This window comes from Hahella ganghwensis DSM 17046, assembly GCF_000376785.1.
GTDB classification, from domain to species: Bacteria; Pseudomonadota; Gammaproteobacteria; order Pseudomonadales; family Oleiphilaceae; genus Hahella; species Hahella ganghwensis.
Map to the genome: position 1 here is coordinate 49,136 of NZ_AQXX01000109.1, position 16,184 is coordinate 65,319.

Consider the following 16,184-nt stretch of genomic DNA (forward strand, 5'->3'; position numbering starts at 1 on the left):
GTAAGCCGTCTTTAGAAAAACAGCTGTTAAGTAAACCTTGTTTCACCATACCAATCATTCAAGTCGCTATCTCAATTCTGCGACTCAGGTATTTTACCGACCAGATAAGACTTCTGAGCATTTACCAGGAAGCGTCCCCGCAAGGCTGTTCTCCCCAATAACATCCGGAACTTCATGTTTTCTCTGTTGGTCAGGGTAAACTCGGCGACCCACTGGTGATCTCCTGCACGAATGGCGGTCTCAATGACATAGCGCATTTCCCTATGGCCACCAGAATCAGTGACTTGCCGATAGTCCACAACCGGCGCTTCGGATGTCACTACGTACTCAGAGTCTTTCTGGAACGGATGAATCGAAAAGCGGACAAACTGACGACCGTCACGGTCAAAGGGTTCAACCTTAAAGGCATGCAATGCAGAAGTTCGGGCACCAGTGTCCACTTTTGCCTTGATATGAGAAATTCCCAAGTCTGGCAGGCACAACCACTCCCGCCAGCCAATCGACGGTATATTCACCTCAATTCTTAACTCCCTCTTTTAACAATGGGTCTTATTTAACCCTCTAAATTCCTTTTATGCATCATTTTTTTACCGGGTACCGGCAGATTTTCATCTGCCGGGCGTAGAGGAGTAATCCGTTTCCTCAGCACGAAGATTGGACTGATAGACCAACTGCTCTTCACTGTGCGTCCGGAACGCTTCATCTCCCTTGTGTTTCCTACGTTGTAACTTGATGCTGAGATTATCTCCTGCCACCAATAGACAGGGCGTTATCAGCAATGTCAGGAAAGTGGCAAAGGTCAATCCGCCGGCAATAGCGCTGGAAAGCTGCGTCCACCATTGAGTGGAAGGCGCCCCAATACCCAAAGACGGTGCGATCAGATCCACATTCACTCCGAGGACCATCGGCATCAGACCCAATACGGTTGTAATCGCCGTCAGTAACACCGGTCGCAAACGCAGTTTTCCGGTATAGAGCGCCGCTTCAAATGGTGAGGCTCCGCTTTTTCTGACGTGATTATAAGTATCGATCAGTATGATATTGTTGTTGACCACAATCCCCGCCAACGCAATCAGCCCCAGACCTACCATGACAATGCCGAACGCCCGTCCGGTGACGAGCAAGCCCAACAGAACCCCGGCAGTAGAAAACACAATCGCACTCAATACCAGAGCCGCCTGATATACACTATTGAACTGAATCACCAGGATCAACGCCATCAGCATGATAGCGACCATAAATGCCTGCCCCAGGAAAATCATGGTCTCCTGCTGGTCTTCATCTTCCCCGGCATAAGTGATTCGTACACCATCGACCGGATTCTCAGCCAACGAGGCTTTCAAGGCCGTCAGGCGTTCATCCGGCTGCTCGCCGGGCAGAACATCCGCTTCCACTACATAAGTACGCTCAGCATCCAGGCGGCGAATCGTGCCAGTCTTGTCAGCTGGCACCAGTTTGGCAAAGTTAGACAAAGGCACCGGTCCATAAGGCGTGGTCAGCATCTGCTGGCCGAGAGTGTCCAGATTACGCACTTCAGTCGGCATCCGCAGGCGGATATCTACCTCTTCATCTGCATCATCTGGACGGTAATCCGCCAGTTTCAAACCAGTGGTTACGAGCTGAACCGCATTTCCGACAGTGGCCACATCTACACCGTACCGGGCGGCTTGTTCCCGATCCACTTCGAGGCGCCATTCGATTCCCGGCAATGGCCTGTCATCAGAGATATCGACAAGGCCACCCAGATTTTCCATTCGGGTTCTGATTTCATTGACGCCGGCAATCAATTTGGCGTCCTCACCACTCACACGCACCTTGATCGGTTTGCCCTGAGACGGCCCTTCATCCTGTTTACGGAACTCCAGGGACAATGGCAGATCCGCCGCCCTTGAGCGCATTTCCTCCAGAATAAAGTTAGCCGGACGTCGCTCCTGCCAATCCTGAAACTGGAAGGTCAACTGACCGATCACATCCTCACCTAATTGTCCATCCGGCTGTCCAATCGACCGGGCATAGAGCGCCCTTACCTCTGCCATGCCTTGCAAGCGTTTTTCCACCATCTTGACCATGATGTCTTTTTCATAGATGGAATAATCGCCCCGGGCATGAATCAATAGCTGGGCAGATTCCGGCTCCACATCGGGGAAAAACTCAATGCCGTGGTTATAACGGCCGTAGCTCACATAGATCAGTACCAGCACAGCAACGAACATCAGCAGGGTCTTACCGGGCGCCGCCAGCAGACGGGCCAGCAACGCGCCATACATATGAGTAAAACGGCTGACTTCCGGCTCCACCTGATCGACCGCAGTCTTTGGCTTCTTGCTGATCAGAGCTCCCAATACCGGCAGGAACACCAATGCCATTAGCAAAGAGGCCAACAGACAGACAATGACCGTCGCGGGAAGATATTTCATAAACTCCCCAACCATTCCCGGCCAGACCAATAACGGCAGGAACACGGCCAGGGTTGTCGCGGTTGAGGCAATAACCGGCCAGGACATTCGGGTGGCTGCCTGGGCATATGCTTCCTTGGCGGAAAGGCCTTCCTTGAGGTTTCTGTCAGCCAGTTCCGTTACCACGATGGCTCCGTCCACCAACATGCCGGCCACCAGAATCAGACTGAATAACACCACGATGTTCAAGGTGTATCCCAGACTCTGGATGATTAACAATCCAGTAAAGAAGGCCCCGGGAATAGTCAACCCAACCAAGGTGGCTGGTTTGAACCCCATCGCTGAGATGACAACGATCATTACCAGAATAACGGCGAACAGGACGTTATTCAGCAGATCCTTCAACATCGTCCGAATCTCTTTGGACTCATCCGTGATATAGGTAACATCAAGGCTGTCCGGCCAGGAGTTCTCGGCTACTTTGACGACCGCTTTGACCTTCTCAATGGCGTAGATAATGTTGGCCCCGGCCCGTTTGGAAATTTCCAGAACCACCGCAGGCTTACCGTCTACTCTGGCGAAAGACTGTGGGTCCTTGAAAGTACGCTGCACGGTCGCAACGTCTCCAAAGGTCACGACCTGACCGTCAACATACTTGATCGGCATTCCCAGCAGGTCGACCAGATTCTCAAGCAGTCCCGGAACTTTAACCGTTAGGCGCCCGGCACCGGTGTCTATATTGCCAGCAGCTACCAGTTGGTTGTTATTGGTAACCAAGGAGAACAGTTGCGAGTAGTCGATGCCATATTGCTCCAGCACCTGAGGGTCCGCAACCAGCTCCAGAAGATCTTCACGATCACCACCAATCGAAACTTCAAGCACCTCCGGAATGCTTTCCAGATGACGCTTAAGCTCTCTGGCAATAAAGATCAGTTGCTCTTCCGACAGGGGCCCCGCCAAGGCCACATTCAATACTGGAAACTGAGAAACGTTGATCTCCTGGACATGAGGCTCTTCGCTTTCTTCAGGCAACTTGGCCTCTGCGGTGTCCACTTTCTCCCGAACATCAGTCAATGCCTGGTCCGGGTCAAATCCGGCCTGGAATTCGAGCGTAATCGCGGCGTACCCTTCGGCCGCCACCGCCGTCATTTCCTTCAGCCCTTCCAGTGACCGCAACTCCTGCTCCAAAGGCCGCACCAGGAGACGCTCGGAATCATCAGGTGCGATCCCTTCATGGGACACGGAGACATAAACATAGGGAATGGTAATATCCGGATTAGATTCTTTCGGCATGGATGTATATGCCGTATACCCGCCTATCCATAACATGATCAGTACGATAATCGCGGCGCGACTGCGCTCCATTATCGCCCGGATGAGCGTTCCCATCAGTCAATCCTCTCTTCTTCCAGGTCAGACTCCGGTACGGCATTGACCAACTGTCCCTCAGTGACGAATCCCTTTCCAAGGGTAATGAGACGTGTTTCTTGCGGCAGACCGGATACCCAAAGTGCAGTGTTGGTCGCTTTGACTCTTTCTACAGAGGTAATCTGTACATGGTTATCATCAGTTAAATGTTCGACACTCAGATTGCCCTTGTCATCCAGGCTCAACAATGCAGGGGAAATCTTATGGGCTTTTACTTCTCCAAGATCTATCGCCAGTGTCGCAGTGGCGCCGGCAATTCTTAGGTGCTCCGGATTGCTTAACTCCGCTTCAACCCGATAAGTTCTGGTCGAACTATTAGCCTGATAACCAATAAAGCTCACACGCCCTTTCACTTCTTTACCGTTGAGAAGTCTGGCCACCATCTGATCACCGGCTTTGAGCTGAAGCACATACTGCTGGGGAATCTGGCCAACCAGTTTCAGTTTGGTATCGTCGACAATTTCAATCAGTTCAGTACCGGTCTGCACGGTGGCACCGACTTCCACGTGACGAGTTTCAATTACGCCATCGAAAGGGGCTTTAATTACCGAATGCTGTAGTAACTGGTCCAGGCGTGCCACAGCGGCTTCGGCACTGGCAACACTGGCTTCTTTCACTTTAAGTTCGGTATCTGCCAAAAGGCCTCTTTTGAACAGTGATTGCGCAGCGGTCAATTCGCTCTTGGCTACTGCTGCTTCCGCCTTTGCCTCAAGCATCCGAGCCGGGAGATCTTCCTCACTAAGAGTCAGTATCACCTCCCCTTTCTTCACCCGTTGCCCCTTTTCCACACGGATTTCTTCCACATAGGAATCCAACCGTGAGCCGAGCACCAGTTGCCGCCAGGGTTCCACCTGCCCCTGTACGGTAATGGTTTTCGCCACAGAAACCGCGCCAATTTCACGAAATGCAACCTTCGGCAACGCTTTCTGACCTGTGTCAGTCGCTTCAGGCGGGGAGTCTTTTGCTGTTTCTACGCTACCGCTGGCAACCCAGGCGGTGATCAATATGACAATACCTAAGGCAACCCAATAGGTAGGAATACGGCTGATCATTTGTGCACAGTCCTTTCATCTTTATTCATTCTTATTATTCTTGAATCAAAACCAGTCATTGTATGTCGTTATGCCATGACTGGCTTTGTATTTAAGCGCCAATGATCCAGTCATTTGCGCCACCCTCAAGGTTTTCCCAAGATTGGGACAACCGAATAATCAGAAATGCGAATAGCCCGAAGCACTGAAGGCTATCCCTATGGAGATCCAACTCCTTAGGTTTTGGCTACTTCACCTCAAAACGGGCGACCGCCAGTACCTGATCAGAATTATCCGTGACTTTGACAGTCCAGGAGCCGGTCATATGTTGATCAATATGCTTGCTCGAAGAGGCTCTCATGGGGGACCGGTGTGGCTTGATACGAATTCTCGCCAGACGTCTATCACCCAGATACCAGTTATGGAACACCTCTTTGCCTGTCATACCTTCGATCTCAGTAAACAAGATGACTTTTACGGCCCGGTCCTCGCGAGACTGCACAGCCCCTTGGATCTCATTGATCGGCTCAAAATTTCGGAGCTCTGTTGTCAACACCACCCGTCGCAACTGATCTGTATATACTGATACTTCGGGGGCTTCGCCGGCTATATTTTTAAGCTCAACCGCAGATACTTGTGCTGAATCAGGCCTATTCCTGACGGTCTCTTCGCTTTCGGGAATAGTAGTCTCTTTATTGGTCTCAGCTACATTACCTGAAACTAAATTGACTTTCTCAGTAGACGTTTTACCTACTTCTTTTGTGACACTCTGGGTTACCAACGCTGGCTTTTTATTTATCAACACTGGCAGATCTTCCGATGCCAGGTGACCTGCTGCTGGTTCTTTTTCAGCTAATGGCTTTTCTTCAACTGAAGGCTCCTCTTCAGCTGACGGCTCTATATTTGCTGAATTTGCTAAAAGCTCATTACTCGCTAAGGGCTCTCTATCCGCTAAGGGCTTTCTTTCCGCTGATCGCTCATTAATTGCTGAAGTCTTTCCATCCGCCGAAGGCTCTTCATTTACTGAAGGATCTATATTGACCGAGGCGACCCTATTTTCTGTGTTATTCGCACTGCCTGATTCCGTCTTATTGCCAGTGCCAGAAACTGTTTCGAGTGTATTGTCGGCAGACACCACAGTCACCACCTCTTTGGAGGTTTCTGTTTTCGATCGGGCCAGTGCTTCCGCCGCACTTCCTTTCGCAGACACCGCCCTCGACAATGCCCATACCGATAACGACGCCACAACAATGACGATAATAACGGCCAGAAATATCCTGTCCCAATGGTAAACGGTGACATAGCCGGCCTTCGGCTCTGCGGATGAGGTTTTATCGGTATTATTAACCTTGATGACTAACTTATCTGACATTGATGACGACGCTCTATAACTGGCAAGTCGCGGAATTCTACCCTTGCATACCGGTTTAATCACGCTCAAACCGAGTAATTCCGAGCCATTTATAACTAAAACGACATGCGCAATTAGCCTTTAGAATGAAAAATCTTTTTCACATGTTACCTTATGTAATTTCAAAGACCCCAATATTGTGCACTTTTCCGCACTTTTCAATTCATAACTTACGCATCGTTACATCCGTTACAAATTGTCACTTCTGAGCGGTTCTTGCTCACACTAAACTTGCTACCGTCATTTAGAGACTATTTTTTATTCCATTGCCATATATCCAATGCAGGTCGGGTTAATTTGAAGAAGTTTTTTCATTCTGCCAAATCCGTAAACTTTTCCTTCTTCCTTGGCCTTCTGTTTTCTGCCGGAGTGGTCGCCCTGACCTATTGGAAACCGGCCAACATTCCGTGGACACTACTCTCTGCTGTTACCGTATCGGCCGCTTTTGCCATTTTTTCCATTATCCAGATCAAACTGAACCGTCAGCTCGCCCATAAAGTCAAAGAACTGAATGAAAGAGATTTTAAACTAAAGAAGCTGGGTAATGCTGTGACAAATAGTGGCAGCTCAATCATCATCACCGATGAACTGGGCAATATTGAGTACGCCAACAATAAATTTGTCAAAACCACCGGCTACTGCCTGACAGAAATCAAAGGCAGAAGTCTGGACATCCTCAATCCCAAAGAAGCAAAATCCGCTTTAGAGCAGCAGTGGGAACAGGAACTTCTCTTCGACGGCTGGGAAGGTGATGTTCTGAGTTGCCGCAAGTGTGGCAGCAGCTTCTGGTCTGCCGTTTCGATCTCCTCCGTCTGCGATAGTCAGGGCTTTGTCACCAACTTTGTGATCTCCTGCATTGATATCACTGAGCTCAAAGAAGCTAATTCAAAAATGCAGATCATGGCGCTTTATGACCCTTTAACTGGTCTGGCCAATCGCCGATTATTTATTGATCGCCTGGAGCAGGCAGTACGCGCAGCCAAGCGGGATCGCAAGAAAATCGCCCTGATGTTTCTGGATTTGGACCAGTTTAAGCGTATCAATGACACGCTGGGACACGATGCCGGGGACATTTTGCTAACAACTGTCTCAAACCGTCTCAAAGAGTGTGTCCGGGAAAAGGATACCGTCGCCCGACTGGGAGGTGATGAATTCACTGTTCTGTTGACTGATGTGGAAGACAACCTGTCCGTCACACCGGTGGCTCATCAGATATTAAGAGCACTGAAAAAACCGGTTAAGCTCAAAAAGCATGAAGTTATTGTGTCCACCAGCATTGGCATCACCTTGGCCCCAACCGACGGAAGCACAGCCGATTCATTAATGAAAAACGCGGACCTGGCACTTTATCGTGCCAAAGAACAAGGCCGGGATTGCTATCACTTTTTTACCGAAGAGCTTAACGCTTCTGCTTTACGGCAATTGGTACTGGAGCAGGAACTCAGACATGCACTCCAGTATGACGAGTTCACCCTGCACTTCCAACCGCAGGTCAATCTGCGAAACGAACATGTCGTCAGCGTGGAAGCTCTGTTGCGCTGGTATCATCCAACCAAAGGTCTAGTCAGCCCTGATGCGTTTATTCCAGTTGCCGAGGAAACGGGCCTGATTGTCCCTATCGGCAGATGGGTGCTGAAAAATGCCTGTATGCAAATGAAGATGTTGCAGGATTTAACAGGTGTTGACCTAAAGATCGCCGTAAACCTCTCAACCAGACAGTTTGATGACCCGGACCTGGAAGACACCATTGCCGATGCACTCTGCCAGACCGGACTCGATCCAAAGTGGTTGGAGCTTGAAGTCACCGAAAGCATGCTGATGGGTGATATAGACCTGGTGATCGAGAAACTTAAGCGCCTGAAGGCCACCGGGGTCAGCATTACCATAGATGATTTTGGATCTGGTTATTCCTCTCTGAGTTATCTGAAAAAACTCCCGGTCGATATTCTCAAGGTAGACCGTGAATTCGTGCGCGATATTCCAGAAGACCTGAATGATATGGAAATCACCTCAGCCGTGATTGCCGTCGCACACAAGCTGAACCTGAAAGTGATTGCCGAAGGTGTTGAGGACATCGATCAGAGAGACTTTCTGATGATCAACAAATGCGATTATGCCCAAGGCTACTTTTACAGCAAACCTCTGCCGTTTGAAGACCTCTATCAATACCTGAATAACGTTAAACTTGCGCAAACTGCCTGACACGGCGTCACAGAACTTTCTCCCTGTACATTGATTTATTTCACAATTCTTTAATCATTTCGACCTATCCCACATAATCTGGAGGATGGTTCACAAGCACCCACTGTTACATTCCGTATAATTTCTTTACGAAATTTGGAGTTGCGACAATGCAGTGGATTATTCATATCATGGAAGTGGTTTTGCTTGGTCTCATAGGCTTTCTGATATACAGCCTGATCAAGAATATTAAAGCAGATAAGCACCAGGGGATTCTGGAAGTACGGGTGGCACCCAAGGCGCCCTACCGGCCAGAGGGTGAGCGCTACGCCAATCATAGCGAATCCATTAAGCAGCTACAGCTGTTCTGGGGCACCCAGACGCTGGAAATGAGGCTTGAAGGTTTCAATCCGGAGCTGTTAAGCCACCCTTCACTCAGATCCTCCCTGCTCGATTATCTACAGGGAGCCAGCAACGCAGTTGCGGACCACTTTGAGTGCAATCAGGAACAGCGCCTGCACCTGCAGAGTTACCTGATGAGCAAAGGACTCAGGTTTGCGCATTTGGACGTCACTACCGAGTGGCTTCAGCGGCTGGATCAATTGCTCGCCTGCGAAAACACCGATATTTACAACGCGGGTTACGAAGCAGCCTCACTTTGGGTGGCACATCGCACACCACCAAAAGAGCGAAGCCTTTTAAAAAGCATCACCAGCTGGGGTCTGGTGGCCTAAGCGTCCATAGCGAGTTCAGAGACGTTTCCCTAGTTCATCACTCGTCGACAAGCATCCAGCCAGGAGCAATCTGAATGATATCCTGGCTGGCTTCATTCCCTTCATCATCTATCAAAACGCCGGAAACTGACGGCTGACTCCACTCCCCGTTGTCCATCCGCTGCATTGAATCCAGATCCACAGATTTCAGCAGATAGACACCACCATCATGCCGGATTTTTGTGCGGTGAGAGACACCGTATACGAAACGGCAGTAGTCCATTTTCAGTTGCTGCAAATCCCTTTCGGCTCGAACAATCTTTCGTATCAGGACATCCTTAAGGCTTTCCGAGTAGTCGCTAGTCATGCTGAGATACCTTCCGATCGTCCTCTATAAAATGTCCCGAGTATTCTGCAAAAGTCGCTCACATGTAAGCAAGCTACAAGACTTTGAAATGCCAATCAGGTCAACCGGAAGACAAAAAATAGGGTTCTGGGCGTCAGTCAGAATGGTTGCTGCCGGGCCCAGCCCAGTTGATAAAGATCGTGACGTCGGTCTTTCAGATTGCTCACTGTCCCTTTTTCGCGAAACTGTCGTAGGCGTTTCAGATCAAGGTCCGCCACTATCATGACTTCCTGATTGGCAGTCGCTTCTTCGACGATACCATCCCGGGGAAAGCCATAGTCAGAGGGCGACAGAACCGCCGACTGGGCAAATTGGTTATCGATCATTTCAATGGCCGGAACAGTCCCTACAGTGCCCGACAACACGACATAGCACTCGTTTTCAATGGCTCTTGCCTGGGCACAGTAGCGAACCCGAAGGTAGCCCTGACGGTTATCCGTCCAGAATGGTACCAGCAGCAGATCCATATTCTGATCTGCCAGCAATCGTCCCAGTTCAGGAAATTCCACGTCATAACAGATCAACACCCCGACTCTGCCGTAATCGGTCTCAAATACGGGCAGTTGATCGCCCCCCTTGATATTCCAGTACTCCCGCTCGTATGGCGTCGGGTGAATTTTCCTCTGTGACTCCACCTCACCGGACGAACGACAAAAATAGGCGATATTAAACAACTCTCCGTGTTCGAGCACAGGTACAGAGCCTGCCAGCACGTCCAAATCCAGTCTCACAGCCAGGGATGAAATATGGCCGATCACAGCCTGAGACAGACTGGCCACAGATTCAATTGACGGGTTGCTCTTACCCGAATCACTGTTGGTACCTGCGGCTCCCGGAATACCGGCCAGAGGAAGCGAAAAGAATTCCGGCAGCACCACCAGGCGACATCCGTATCCCGCCATGGACACCAGAAAATGCTCAATATTCTCCAAAAATGCTTCCTGGGAAGCATGCTGCTTCATTTGCAACTGAATGCTACCAACCCTCAGGCTATCAGGCTGCTCGCAGTTCGGTGAATTATTTGGTTCAGATTGTCCCGTCATCAATACTTATTCCCATTTCAATACTTATTCCCACTTAAATATTAACTCCCACCTTCAAAGATGCATATTTCAAGGACATTTGTTTCAAAGGCGTATTGTTCAAAAAAAATCAGCAGCCAGATCATCTCGCCTGGGGAGATTTGTAATCTTTCCGCCGGAGTTGATAGTAGTTCTCTGTCTCAGCCACCAGTTGTCCTTCGGCGTCAAAGACTTTGCCGATCAAGGTGTAATCGCATTTTCCGTCGGCATCCGCACCAAAGATAATTCGCTCCATCTCCTCTTCTGCAATATCAAACTGGACAAAAGCATCTGATTTTACCGGCAGGTAATATTTGATGTTCATCTCTTTCAGCGTTGGATAATAATCCGCACCAAACTCATATATCGCCATGACGCCACCGGGAATTTCCGCCAGGGTGAACAAGGCACCGGCATACATACTGTTGATGTGGTTGGTATTTCCCTTAAGTGGAATTCTGGCTTTCAGATGGCCGCGTCTTAACTCCGTTACCTCAAACCCCGCTCTGGCGGCGAACGGAATGGCGAAGCCGATAATTTTGTTGAGGGCCAGATAACCACCTGACTTTTTGAACCGACTGAGCAACCCGTGAGGGTTTTGGATCGCCTCATCATCGAATACCCGGGACGTAAAAGTGGCTAGTGCTCCAACGACATTCATCAGTGACTCCTTATAATTTTTTTAAAGACAAACTTCCTGAGATTTTATTTGCCTGTCCTTTTGGGAAATAGTGGCCTCACGGTCAAATAAAATCCAGCGAGTTCAGCCACAGGCGCTCAAGTAGTAAATACCAGTCTTTCTCATTATAAACGCGAAGAAAATTTTTATAATTCATACACCTCGGTGCGAATAGTCATATAGACTGATACACTAGGGTGTGCTGATGTTTAATAAGACTCTAGCATGAGCCTCTCATAAAACATCAACACACCCTGGACGTCTATCGTTTTGAGATGGCCTTTCCTATAATGTGGCTATTGTGGCAAAGGAAAAGGCCAGCGGAATTGAGGTGAAGAATTGATCAGATTGCTAATCGTGGATGATCATGAACTGGTGAGAGCCGGTCTGTCCCGAATGCTGAAAGATGAGACCGGCGTTGAAGTGGTTGCTGAAGCCCGTTCCGGGGAGGAAGCCGTCAGCCTAGTCAGACAACGCCCTATCGACATTATCCTGATGGACATCCGCATGCCGGGCATTGGTGGACTGGAAGCCATGCGACGCATTCACCGGTTCGACGAAAGCATTAAAGTCATCGCAGTTACCGCCTGTGAAGATGATCCTTTTCCGTCTCGCGTTATGAAAGCCGGCGCTTCCGCCTACATCACCAAAGGCACTGATATCTCGGAAGTCATGCGGGCTATCCATATCGTCAACGCCGGGCAACGTTACATCAGCCCCAACATCGCACAGAAAATGGCCTTGCGTCCCTTCGAGTCGGAAGATGCCGACGTATTCGGCAATCTCTCCGAACGGGAAATGCAAATTGCCATGATGATCGTGAACTGCCAGAAAGTGCAGGAGATCTCTGACAAGCTCTGCCTGAGCCCGAAAACAGTAAATAGCTACCGCTATCGTATTTTTGAAAAACTATCGATCAGCAGTGACGTGGAACTCACCCTCCTGGCGATACGGCACGGAATGTTGGATGCAAACCAAGTTGGCGGACTCTGATCAGAACTTCGATTCCAAAACCTACCTCAAAACCCTGACTTCCCGACCCGGCGTCTACCAGATGTATGACGCCAAGGGCGCGATTCTGTATGTGGGCAAAGCCCGCAACCTGAAAAAGCGTGTCAGCAGTTATTTTCGCAGCACGGGTCTCTCCATCAAAACCCGCGCGCTGGTGGAGCGTATCCGTAATATTGAGGTCACGGTCACCAATTCCGAGACTGAGGCTCTGTTACTGGAACAGAACCTTATCAAGACACAGCGACCGCCTTACAACATTCTGCTGCGTGACGATAAATCGTTTCCTTACATCTACCTTTCAGGAGATGAGGATTATCCGTCCCTGACCTTTCGCCGGGTGCGCCAGAAAAAAGCCGGTAAAGGCCGCTTCTTCGGCCCCTATACCAGCGCCGGTGCCGTCAGGGAAGGCCTGGTCCTGCTGCAGAAGATCTTCAAGATCCGCCAGTGTGATGAAAGCTTCTTCAAAAACCGCTCACGCCCTTGCCTGCAACACCAGATCGGTCGGTGCAGTGCCCCTTGTGTCGAGATGGTCAGCAAAGAACGCTATGCCGAGGACATGCGCCATGCCACCATGTTTCTGGAAGGTCGAAATCCGGAAATCATCAAGGAGCTGGTCGCAGAAATGGAAAAGGCCTCTATGGAACTGGCCTTCGAGAAAGCTGCTGCACTCAGAGATCAGATCAATCATTTGAGACAAGTCCAGGAGCATCAAACCATAGAAGGCGTCAGTCGCAATATAGACGTTTTCGCGATGGCACAGGAAGCGGACCAGATAACCATACACGCCCTCTTTATCCGGGATGGTCGGGTCAGCGGCTCCAAAAGCTACTTCTTCGAGGAGCTCACAGAAGCTGACTCCTTTATGAACGACTTTATCAGCCAGTATTACTTTGGCGATCATGCTGTCTACGGTCTGCCCCAGGAAATTCTCACCGATCCTCCCTTGCCGGAAAGTGAAGCCCTGCGAGATGCCTTCAGTGAAGCCTTCAACCGCTCGGTTCGCATTGATCATAATGTCCGCAGCCAGCGCCTGGACTGGCTCAAGTTAGCGAAAACCAATGCCAGCCAATCTCTGACCATCAGAGTCCAGTCTCAGGAAGCCCTGGTATCCCGCTGGCAGCAGTTCTGTGATGCACTACATCTGGAGTCCACCATCAACCGGGTGGAATGTTTTGATATCAGCCACACCTTCGGTGAAGCGACCGTGGCATCCTGCGTTGTATTCGGCCCTGAAGGTGCCATGAAAGATCAATATCGCCGGTTTAATATCAAGGGTGTAACAGCCGGTGATGATTTCCACGCCATGGAGCAAGCATTGGAACGACGCTACAACAAACTTCAGGACAGCGATATCGGACTGCCGGACGTGGTCCTGATAGATGGCGGCAAAGGCCAGCTGGGCATTGCAGAATCGGTGTTTGAATCCTTACAGATCGACGGCGTTACGCTAGTCGGTGTCGCCAAAGGCGTCACCCGTAAGCCCGGATTCGAAACACTGCTGTTGGCCGGTGGTAAATCCATCCTGAACTTGCGCAGCGACAGCCCCGCGTTACACCTGATCCAGCAGATACGGGATGAAGCGCATCGCTTTGCGATCACCGGGCACCGACAGCAGCGTCAGAAAGCCCGTGGCAAGTCCGTCCTGGACGATCTTCCCGGTGTCGGACCAAAACGTCGCAAAGATCTATTGAATTACTTTGGCAGTGTCCGCAATATAGAGCGGGCCAGTCTTGAAGACATTCGAAAAGTCCCTGGCATCAGTCAGGTATTAGCCCAAACCATTTTTACGGCCTTTCATGAATAAACCAGCAGTAAGATCAATTTTTCTCAATTTGCCCAACCTACTCACGCTTGGCCGACTGGCGCTGATTCCTGTCATCGTCCTGATCTATTATCTGCCATTTGAGGGCAATTACCTGACCGCAGCAGCCATCTTCGCGCTGGCAGGCTTCACTGACTGGCTGGATGGCTTTCTGGCCCGGCGCTGGAATCAGATGACTCCCTTCGGTGCCTTCCTCGATCCGGTGGCTGACAAAGTCATCGTCGCCGTGGCATTGGCAATGCTGGTGGAAGCCCACCACACGGTCCTGCTGACAGCCCCTGCCATCGTGATTATTGGTCGAGAAATTGTTATCTCAGCACTGCGGGAATGGATGGCCGAAATGGGCAAACGTGCCAGCATCGCGGTGAACTTCGTCGGTAAAGTCAAAACCACCTGTCAGATGTTCGCGATTATTGCCCTACTGGCCTTCCCTCCTGATACCCAGGGTGCCATTTTAGGGATGGTGCTTCTCTATGTGGCCGCCGTTCTGACCTTATGGTCCATGATCGTCTATTTAAAAGCTGCCTGGCCGGAACTGACCAGCGATCAGAATAACCGCCCCTCATAAAACAGCTTATAATTTAGCCGTAATTGATTGAAATTTATCAATTTACTAAGAGAAATACATAGCTATTGATAAACAGGCTTGACAGCCATCCTCAAAGAAGTAAACTATGCGCCACCTGAACGGGATGAGGCAAATTTCTCAAACGTTCTAAAAGGTTATTGCGGGAATAGCTCAGTTGGTAGAGCACAACCTTGCCAAGGTTGGGGTCGCGAGTTCGAGTCTCGTTTCCCGCTCCAGATTTTCGAAAACCCCGGCCAAGTCGGGGTTTTTAGCTTAAGGCAAGCATAAAAGGCGCGGTGGCAGAGTGGTCATGCAGCGGACTGCAACTCCGTGTACGCCGGTTCGATTCCGACCCGCGCCTCCATTACACTTCCCTCTTAAGCCCGGGTGGCGAAATTGGTAGACGCAAGGGACTTAAAATCCCTCGGTATTTGATACCGTGCCGGTTCGATTCCGGCCCCGGGCACCAATATTTTCAATAACTTAGAAAACATCCCTAACCTCAATATCCTCTTCCCTTATTTCCGTGTAGACATAATGTAGACGAGCTTTACTTAACTCTGATTGTCTAATACACTCAAAAAGCTCTTTAGCGTAGAGGCATCAGAATTAGTGCCTAGTCGGGCGTTTCGCCAGACTCTAACTTATTGTCCGCATTGGGGGCGCGATAGAAGAAGTTCTAGCGCTCATCTTAGTAAAGAGCATTAATATAACCCTCTATTTGAGGCATAAAGCTTTAAGGGTTTTATGTGAGTCGTGAATTTGAAGAAGCTTTAATTACTGAGTTTTCTAAGGCAAAACCACAAGACTTTCGAGTCAACCTCAAAGAGCATAAAATATTCTTATGCGGCGGCCCTGTAGATGCCGCTCAACCTGCGCCACCAAGCTTCCGAGATAGACTAGTTGCCTACCTTGAATGTCGACGAAGAGATATTTCAAAAAGCATCATTCTTGCTGAAAGCTTTAAAGATTACTTCAAAGAAAATGCATACTCTGATCTTCTCGTGTTTGAAGATGATATAGGGAGTATCTGCTCTCTAGTTGTTATTTTCCTTGAAAGCCCCGGGTCATTAGTTGAGCTGGGAATGTTTTGCTCAAAGCCGAACTTTTTTCGAAAGTTATTAATAGTTGCACCCAATGAAGAAATACAAGCAGAAGATTCCTTTATTTTTCTTGGTCCACTAGGGAGGCTCTGAATAACTCCCCAAATCAGTCATAATACGGCCAACTTCACTCATCAGGAATACTATCCATGGATCAGATGACTTTCTCCGAAGCTGAATACCAGAATAAGAAGCGTAAGACCCGCCGGGAAATCTTTCTGGAGCGAATGGATAAGCTGATCCCATGGAAACGCATGGAAAAGAAGATCGCCCGCTATTACCCCAAGGGCGAGAACGGCCGCCCTCCGTATCCGTTATCCACCATGCTTCGTGTCCACTGCATGCAGCTATTTTATAACCTCAGCGATCCTGCC

General features: G+C 49.6%; 14 protein-coding genes and 3 tRNA genes. 10 read left to right on the forward strand and 7 right to left on the reverse strand.

Translation table 11 applies throughout. From position 1 onward, the window contains the following. Positions 1-71: 71 nt before the first annotated feature. The 4 genes from F566_RS0112090 to F566_RS0112105 all read right to left on the reverse strand — a co-directional run bounded on the left by F566_RS0112090 (position 72) and on the right by F566_RS0112105 (position 6,227). A complete protein-coding gene (locus F566_RS0112090; protein ID WP_020407251.1) occupies positions 72-515 on the reverse strand; it encodes an ATP-dependent zinc protease family protein in 444 nt (147 codons plus the stop codon). A gap of 93 nt (positions 516-608) precedes the next feature. Further along, positions 609-3,785: an efflux RND transporter permease subunit gene (locus tag F566_RS0112095; protein WP_020407252.1), complete on the reverse strand. Its 3,177-nt coding sequence runs from the start codon at positions 3,783-3,785 to the stop codon at positions 609-611. Beyond that, entirely contained in the window at positions 3,785-4,876 is a 1,092-nt protein-coding gene (locus F566_RS0112100) for an efflux RND transporter periplasmic adaptor subunit (protein WP_020407253.1), read from the reverse strand. Before F566_RS0112100 ends, F566_RS0112095 begins: the two co-directional genes overlap by 1 nt. A 226-nt stretch (positions 4,877-5,102) precedes the next feature. Further along, on the reverse strand, positions 5,103-6,227 hold the full coding sequence (locus F566_RS0112105) for a DUF2914 domain-containing protein (RefSeq protein ID WP_020407254.1): 1,125 nt from the start codon (positions 6,225-6,227) through the stop codon (positions 5,103-5,105). Positions 6,228-6,563: 336 nt separating this feature from the next. Between F566_RS0112105 and F566_RS0112110 the strand changes: the two genes are divergently transcribed. Continuing rightward, on the forward strand, positions 6,564-8,468 hold the full coding sequence (locus F566_RS0112110) for a GGDEF and EAL domain-containing protein (protein ID WP_020407255.1): 1,905 nt from the start codon (positions 6,564-6,566) through the stop codon (positions 8,466-8,468). A 149-nt stretch (positions 8,469-8,617) separates the two neighbouring features. Beyond that, positions 8,618-9,181, forward strand: a complete 564-nt coding sequence (locus tag F566_RS0112115) for a hypothetical protein (protein ID WP_020407256.1) — start codon at positions 8,618-8,620, stop codon at positions 9,179-9,181. A gap of 37 nt (positions 9,182-9,218) precedes the next feature. Here the strand turns inward: F566_RS0112115 and F566_RS0112120 are convergent, their stop codons facing one another. From F566_RS0112120 to F566_RS32690, 3 genes are all read right to left on the reverse strand, one after another. Beyond that, positions 9,219-9,527 (reverse strand): hypothetical protein, encoded by a 309-nt coding sequence (locus tag F566_RS0112120; protein WP_020407257.1) that lies wholly within the window; start codon positions 9,525-9,527, stop codon positions 9,219-9,221. Positions 9,528-9,664: 137 nt separating this feature from the next. Beyond that, a complete protein-coding gene (locus F566_RS32685) occupies positions 9,665-10,609 on the reverse strand; it encodes a carbon-nitrogen hydrolase family protein (RefSeq protein ID WP_020407258.1) in 945 nt (314 codons plus the stop codon). Between the two features lie 121 nt (positions 10,610-10,730). Next, positions 10,731-11,288, reverse strand: coding sequence for a PaaI family thioesterase (locus tag F566_RS32690; RefSeq protein ID WP_020407259.1), 558 nt, complete (start codon positions 11,286-11,288; stop codon positions 10,731-10,733). A 357-nt stretch (positions 11,289-11,645) separates the two neighbouring features. Here F566_RS32690 and uvrY point away from each other — a divergent pair, with 357 nt between their 5' ends. The 8 genes from uvrY to F566_RS0112175 all read left to right on the forward strand — a co-directional run. Continuing rightward, complete coding sequence (gene uvrY / locus F566_RS0112140; protein ID WP_020407260.1) at positions 11,646-12,299, forward strand: UvrY/SirA/GacA family response regulator transcription factor; 654 nt, start codon at positions 11,646-11,648, stop codon at positions 12,297-12,299. Next, positions 12,274-14,121, forward strand: coding sequence for an excinuclease ABC subunit UvrC (gene uvrC, locus F566_RS0112145; RefSeq protein ID WP_020407261.1), 1,848 nt, complete (start codon positions 12,274-12,276; stop codon positions 14,119-14,121). Before uvrY ends, uvrC begins: the two co-directional genes overlap by 26 nt. Next, on the forward strand, positions 14,114-14,707 hold the full coding sequence (pgsA, locus tag F566_RS0112150) for a CDP-diacylglycerol--glycerol-3-phosphate 3-phosphatidyltransferase (RefSeq protein ID WP_020407262.1): 594 nt from the start codon (positions 14,114-14,116) through the stop codon (positions 14,705-14,707). Before uvrC ends, pgsA begins: the two co-directional genes overlap by 8 nt. A 160-nt stretch (positions 14,708-14,867) precedes the next feature. Next, positions 14,868-14,943: transfer RNA gene (locus F566_RS0112155), tRNA-Gly, on the forward strand. A gap of 54 nt (positions 14,944-14,997) precedes the next feature. Continuing rightward, a tRNA-Cys gene (locus F566_RS0112160) sits at positions 14,998-15,071 on the forward strand. Positions 15,072-15,088: 17 nt separating this feature from the next. Further along, positions 15,089-15,176: transfer RNA gene (locus tag F566_RS0112165), tRNA-Leu, on the forward strand. Between the two features lie 280 nt (positions 15,177-15,456). Continuing rightward, positions 15,457-15,903 (forward strand): retron St85 family effector protein, encoded by a 447-nt coding sequence (locus F566_RS32695; RefSeq protein WP_020407263.1) that lies wholly within the window; start codon positions 15,457-15,459, stop codon positions 15,901-15,903. A gap of 56 nt (positions 15,904-15,959) precedes the next feature. After that, the coding region (locus F566_RS0112175; protein WP_020405225.1) for an IS5/IS1182 family transposase at positions 15,960-16,184 on the forward strand (225 nt) is incomplete at its 3' end.

What these genes read in the sequence shown, in the direction of transcription:
- F566_RS0112115 (WP_020407256.1), top strand. Translation starts at nt 8,618, where the DNA reads ATGCAGTGGATTATTCATATCATGGAAGTGGTTTTGCTTGGTCTCATA.
- pgsA (WP_020407262.1), top strand. Translation starts at nt 14,114, where the DNA reads ATGAATAAACCAGCAGTAAGATCAATTTTTCTCAATTTGCCCAACCTA.
- F566_RS0112100 (WP_020407253.1), bottom strand. Translation starts at nt 4,876, where the DNA reads ATGATCAGCCGTATTCCTACCTATTGGGTTGCCTTAGGTATTGTCATA.
- F566_RS0112105 (WP_020407254.1), bottom strand. Translation starts at nt 6,227, where the DNA reads ATGTCAGATAAGTTAGTCATCAAGGTTAATAATACCGATAAAACCTCA.
- uvrC (WP_020407261.1), top strand. Translation starts at nt 12,274, where the DNA reads ATGCAAACCAAGTTGGCGGACTCTGATCAGAACTTCGATTCCAAAACC.
- F566_RS0112095 (WP_020407252.1), bottom strand. Translation starts at nt 3,785, where the DNA reads ATGGGAACGCTCATCCGGGCGATAATGGAGCGCAGTCGCGCCGCGATT.
- F566_RS32685 (WP_020407258.1), bottom strand. Translation starts at nt 10,609, where the DNA reads ATGACGGGACAATCTGAACCAAATAATTCACCGAACTGCGAGCAGCCT.
- F566_RS32690 (WP_020407259.1), bottom strand. Translation starts at nt 11,288, where the DNA reads ATGAATGTCGTTGGAGCACTAGCCACTTTTACGTCCCGGGTATTCGAT.
- F566_RS0112120 (WP_020407257.1), bottom strand. Translation starts at nt 9,527, where the DNA reads ATGACTAGCGACTACTCGGAAAGCCTTAAGGATGTCCTGATACGAAAG.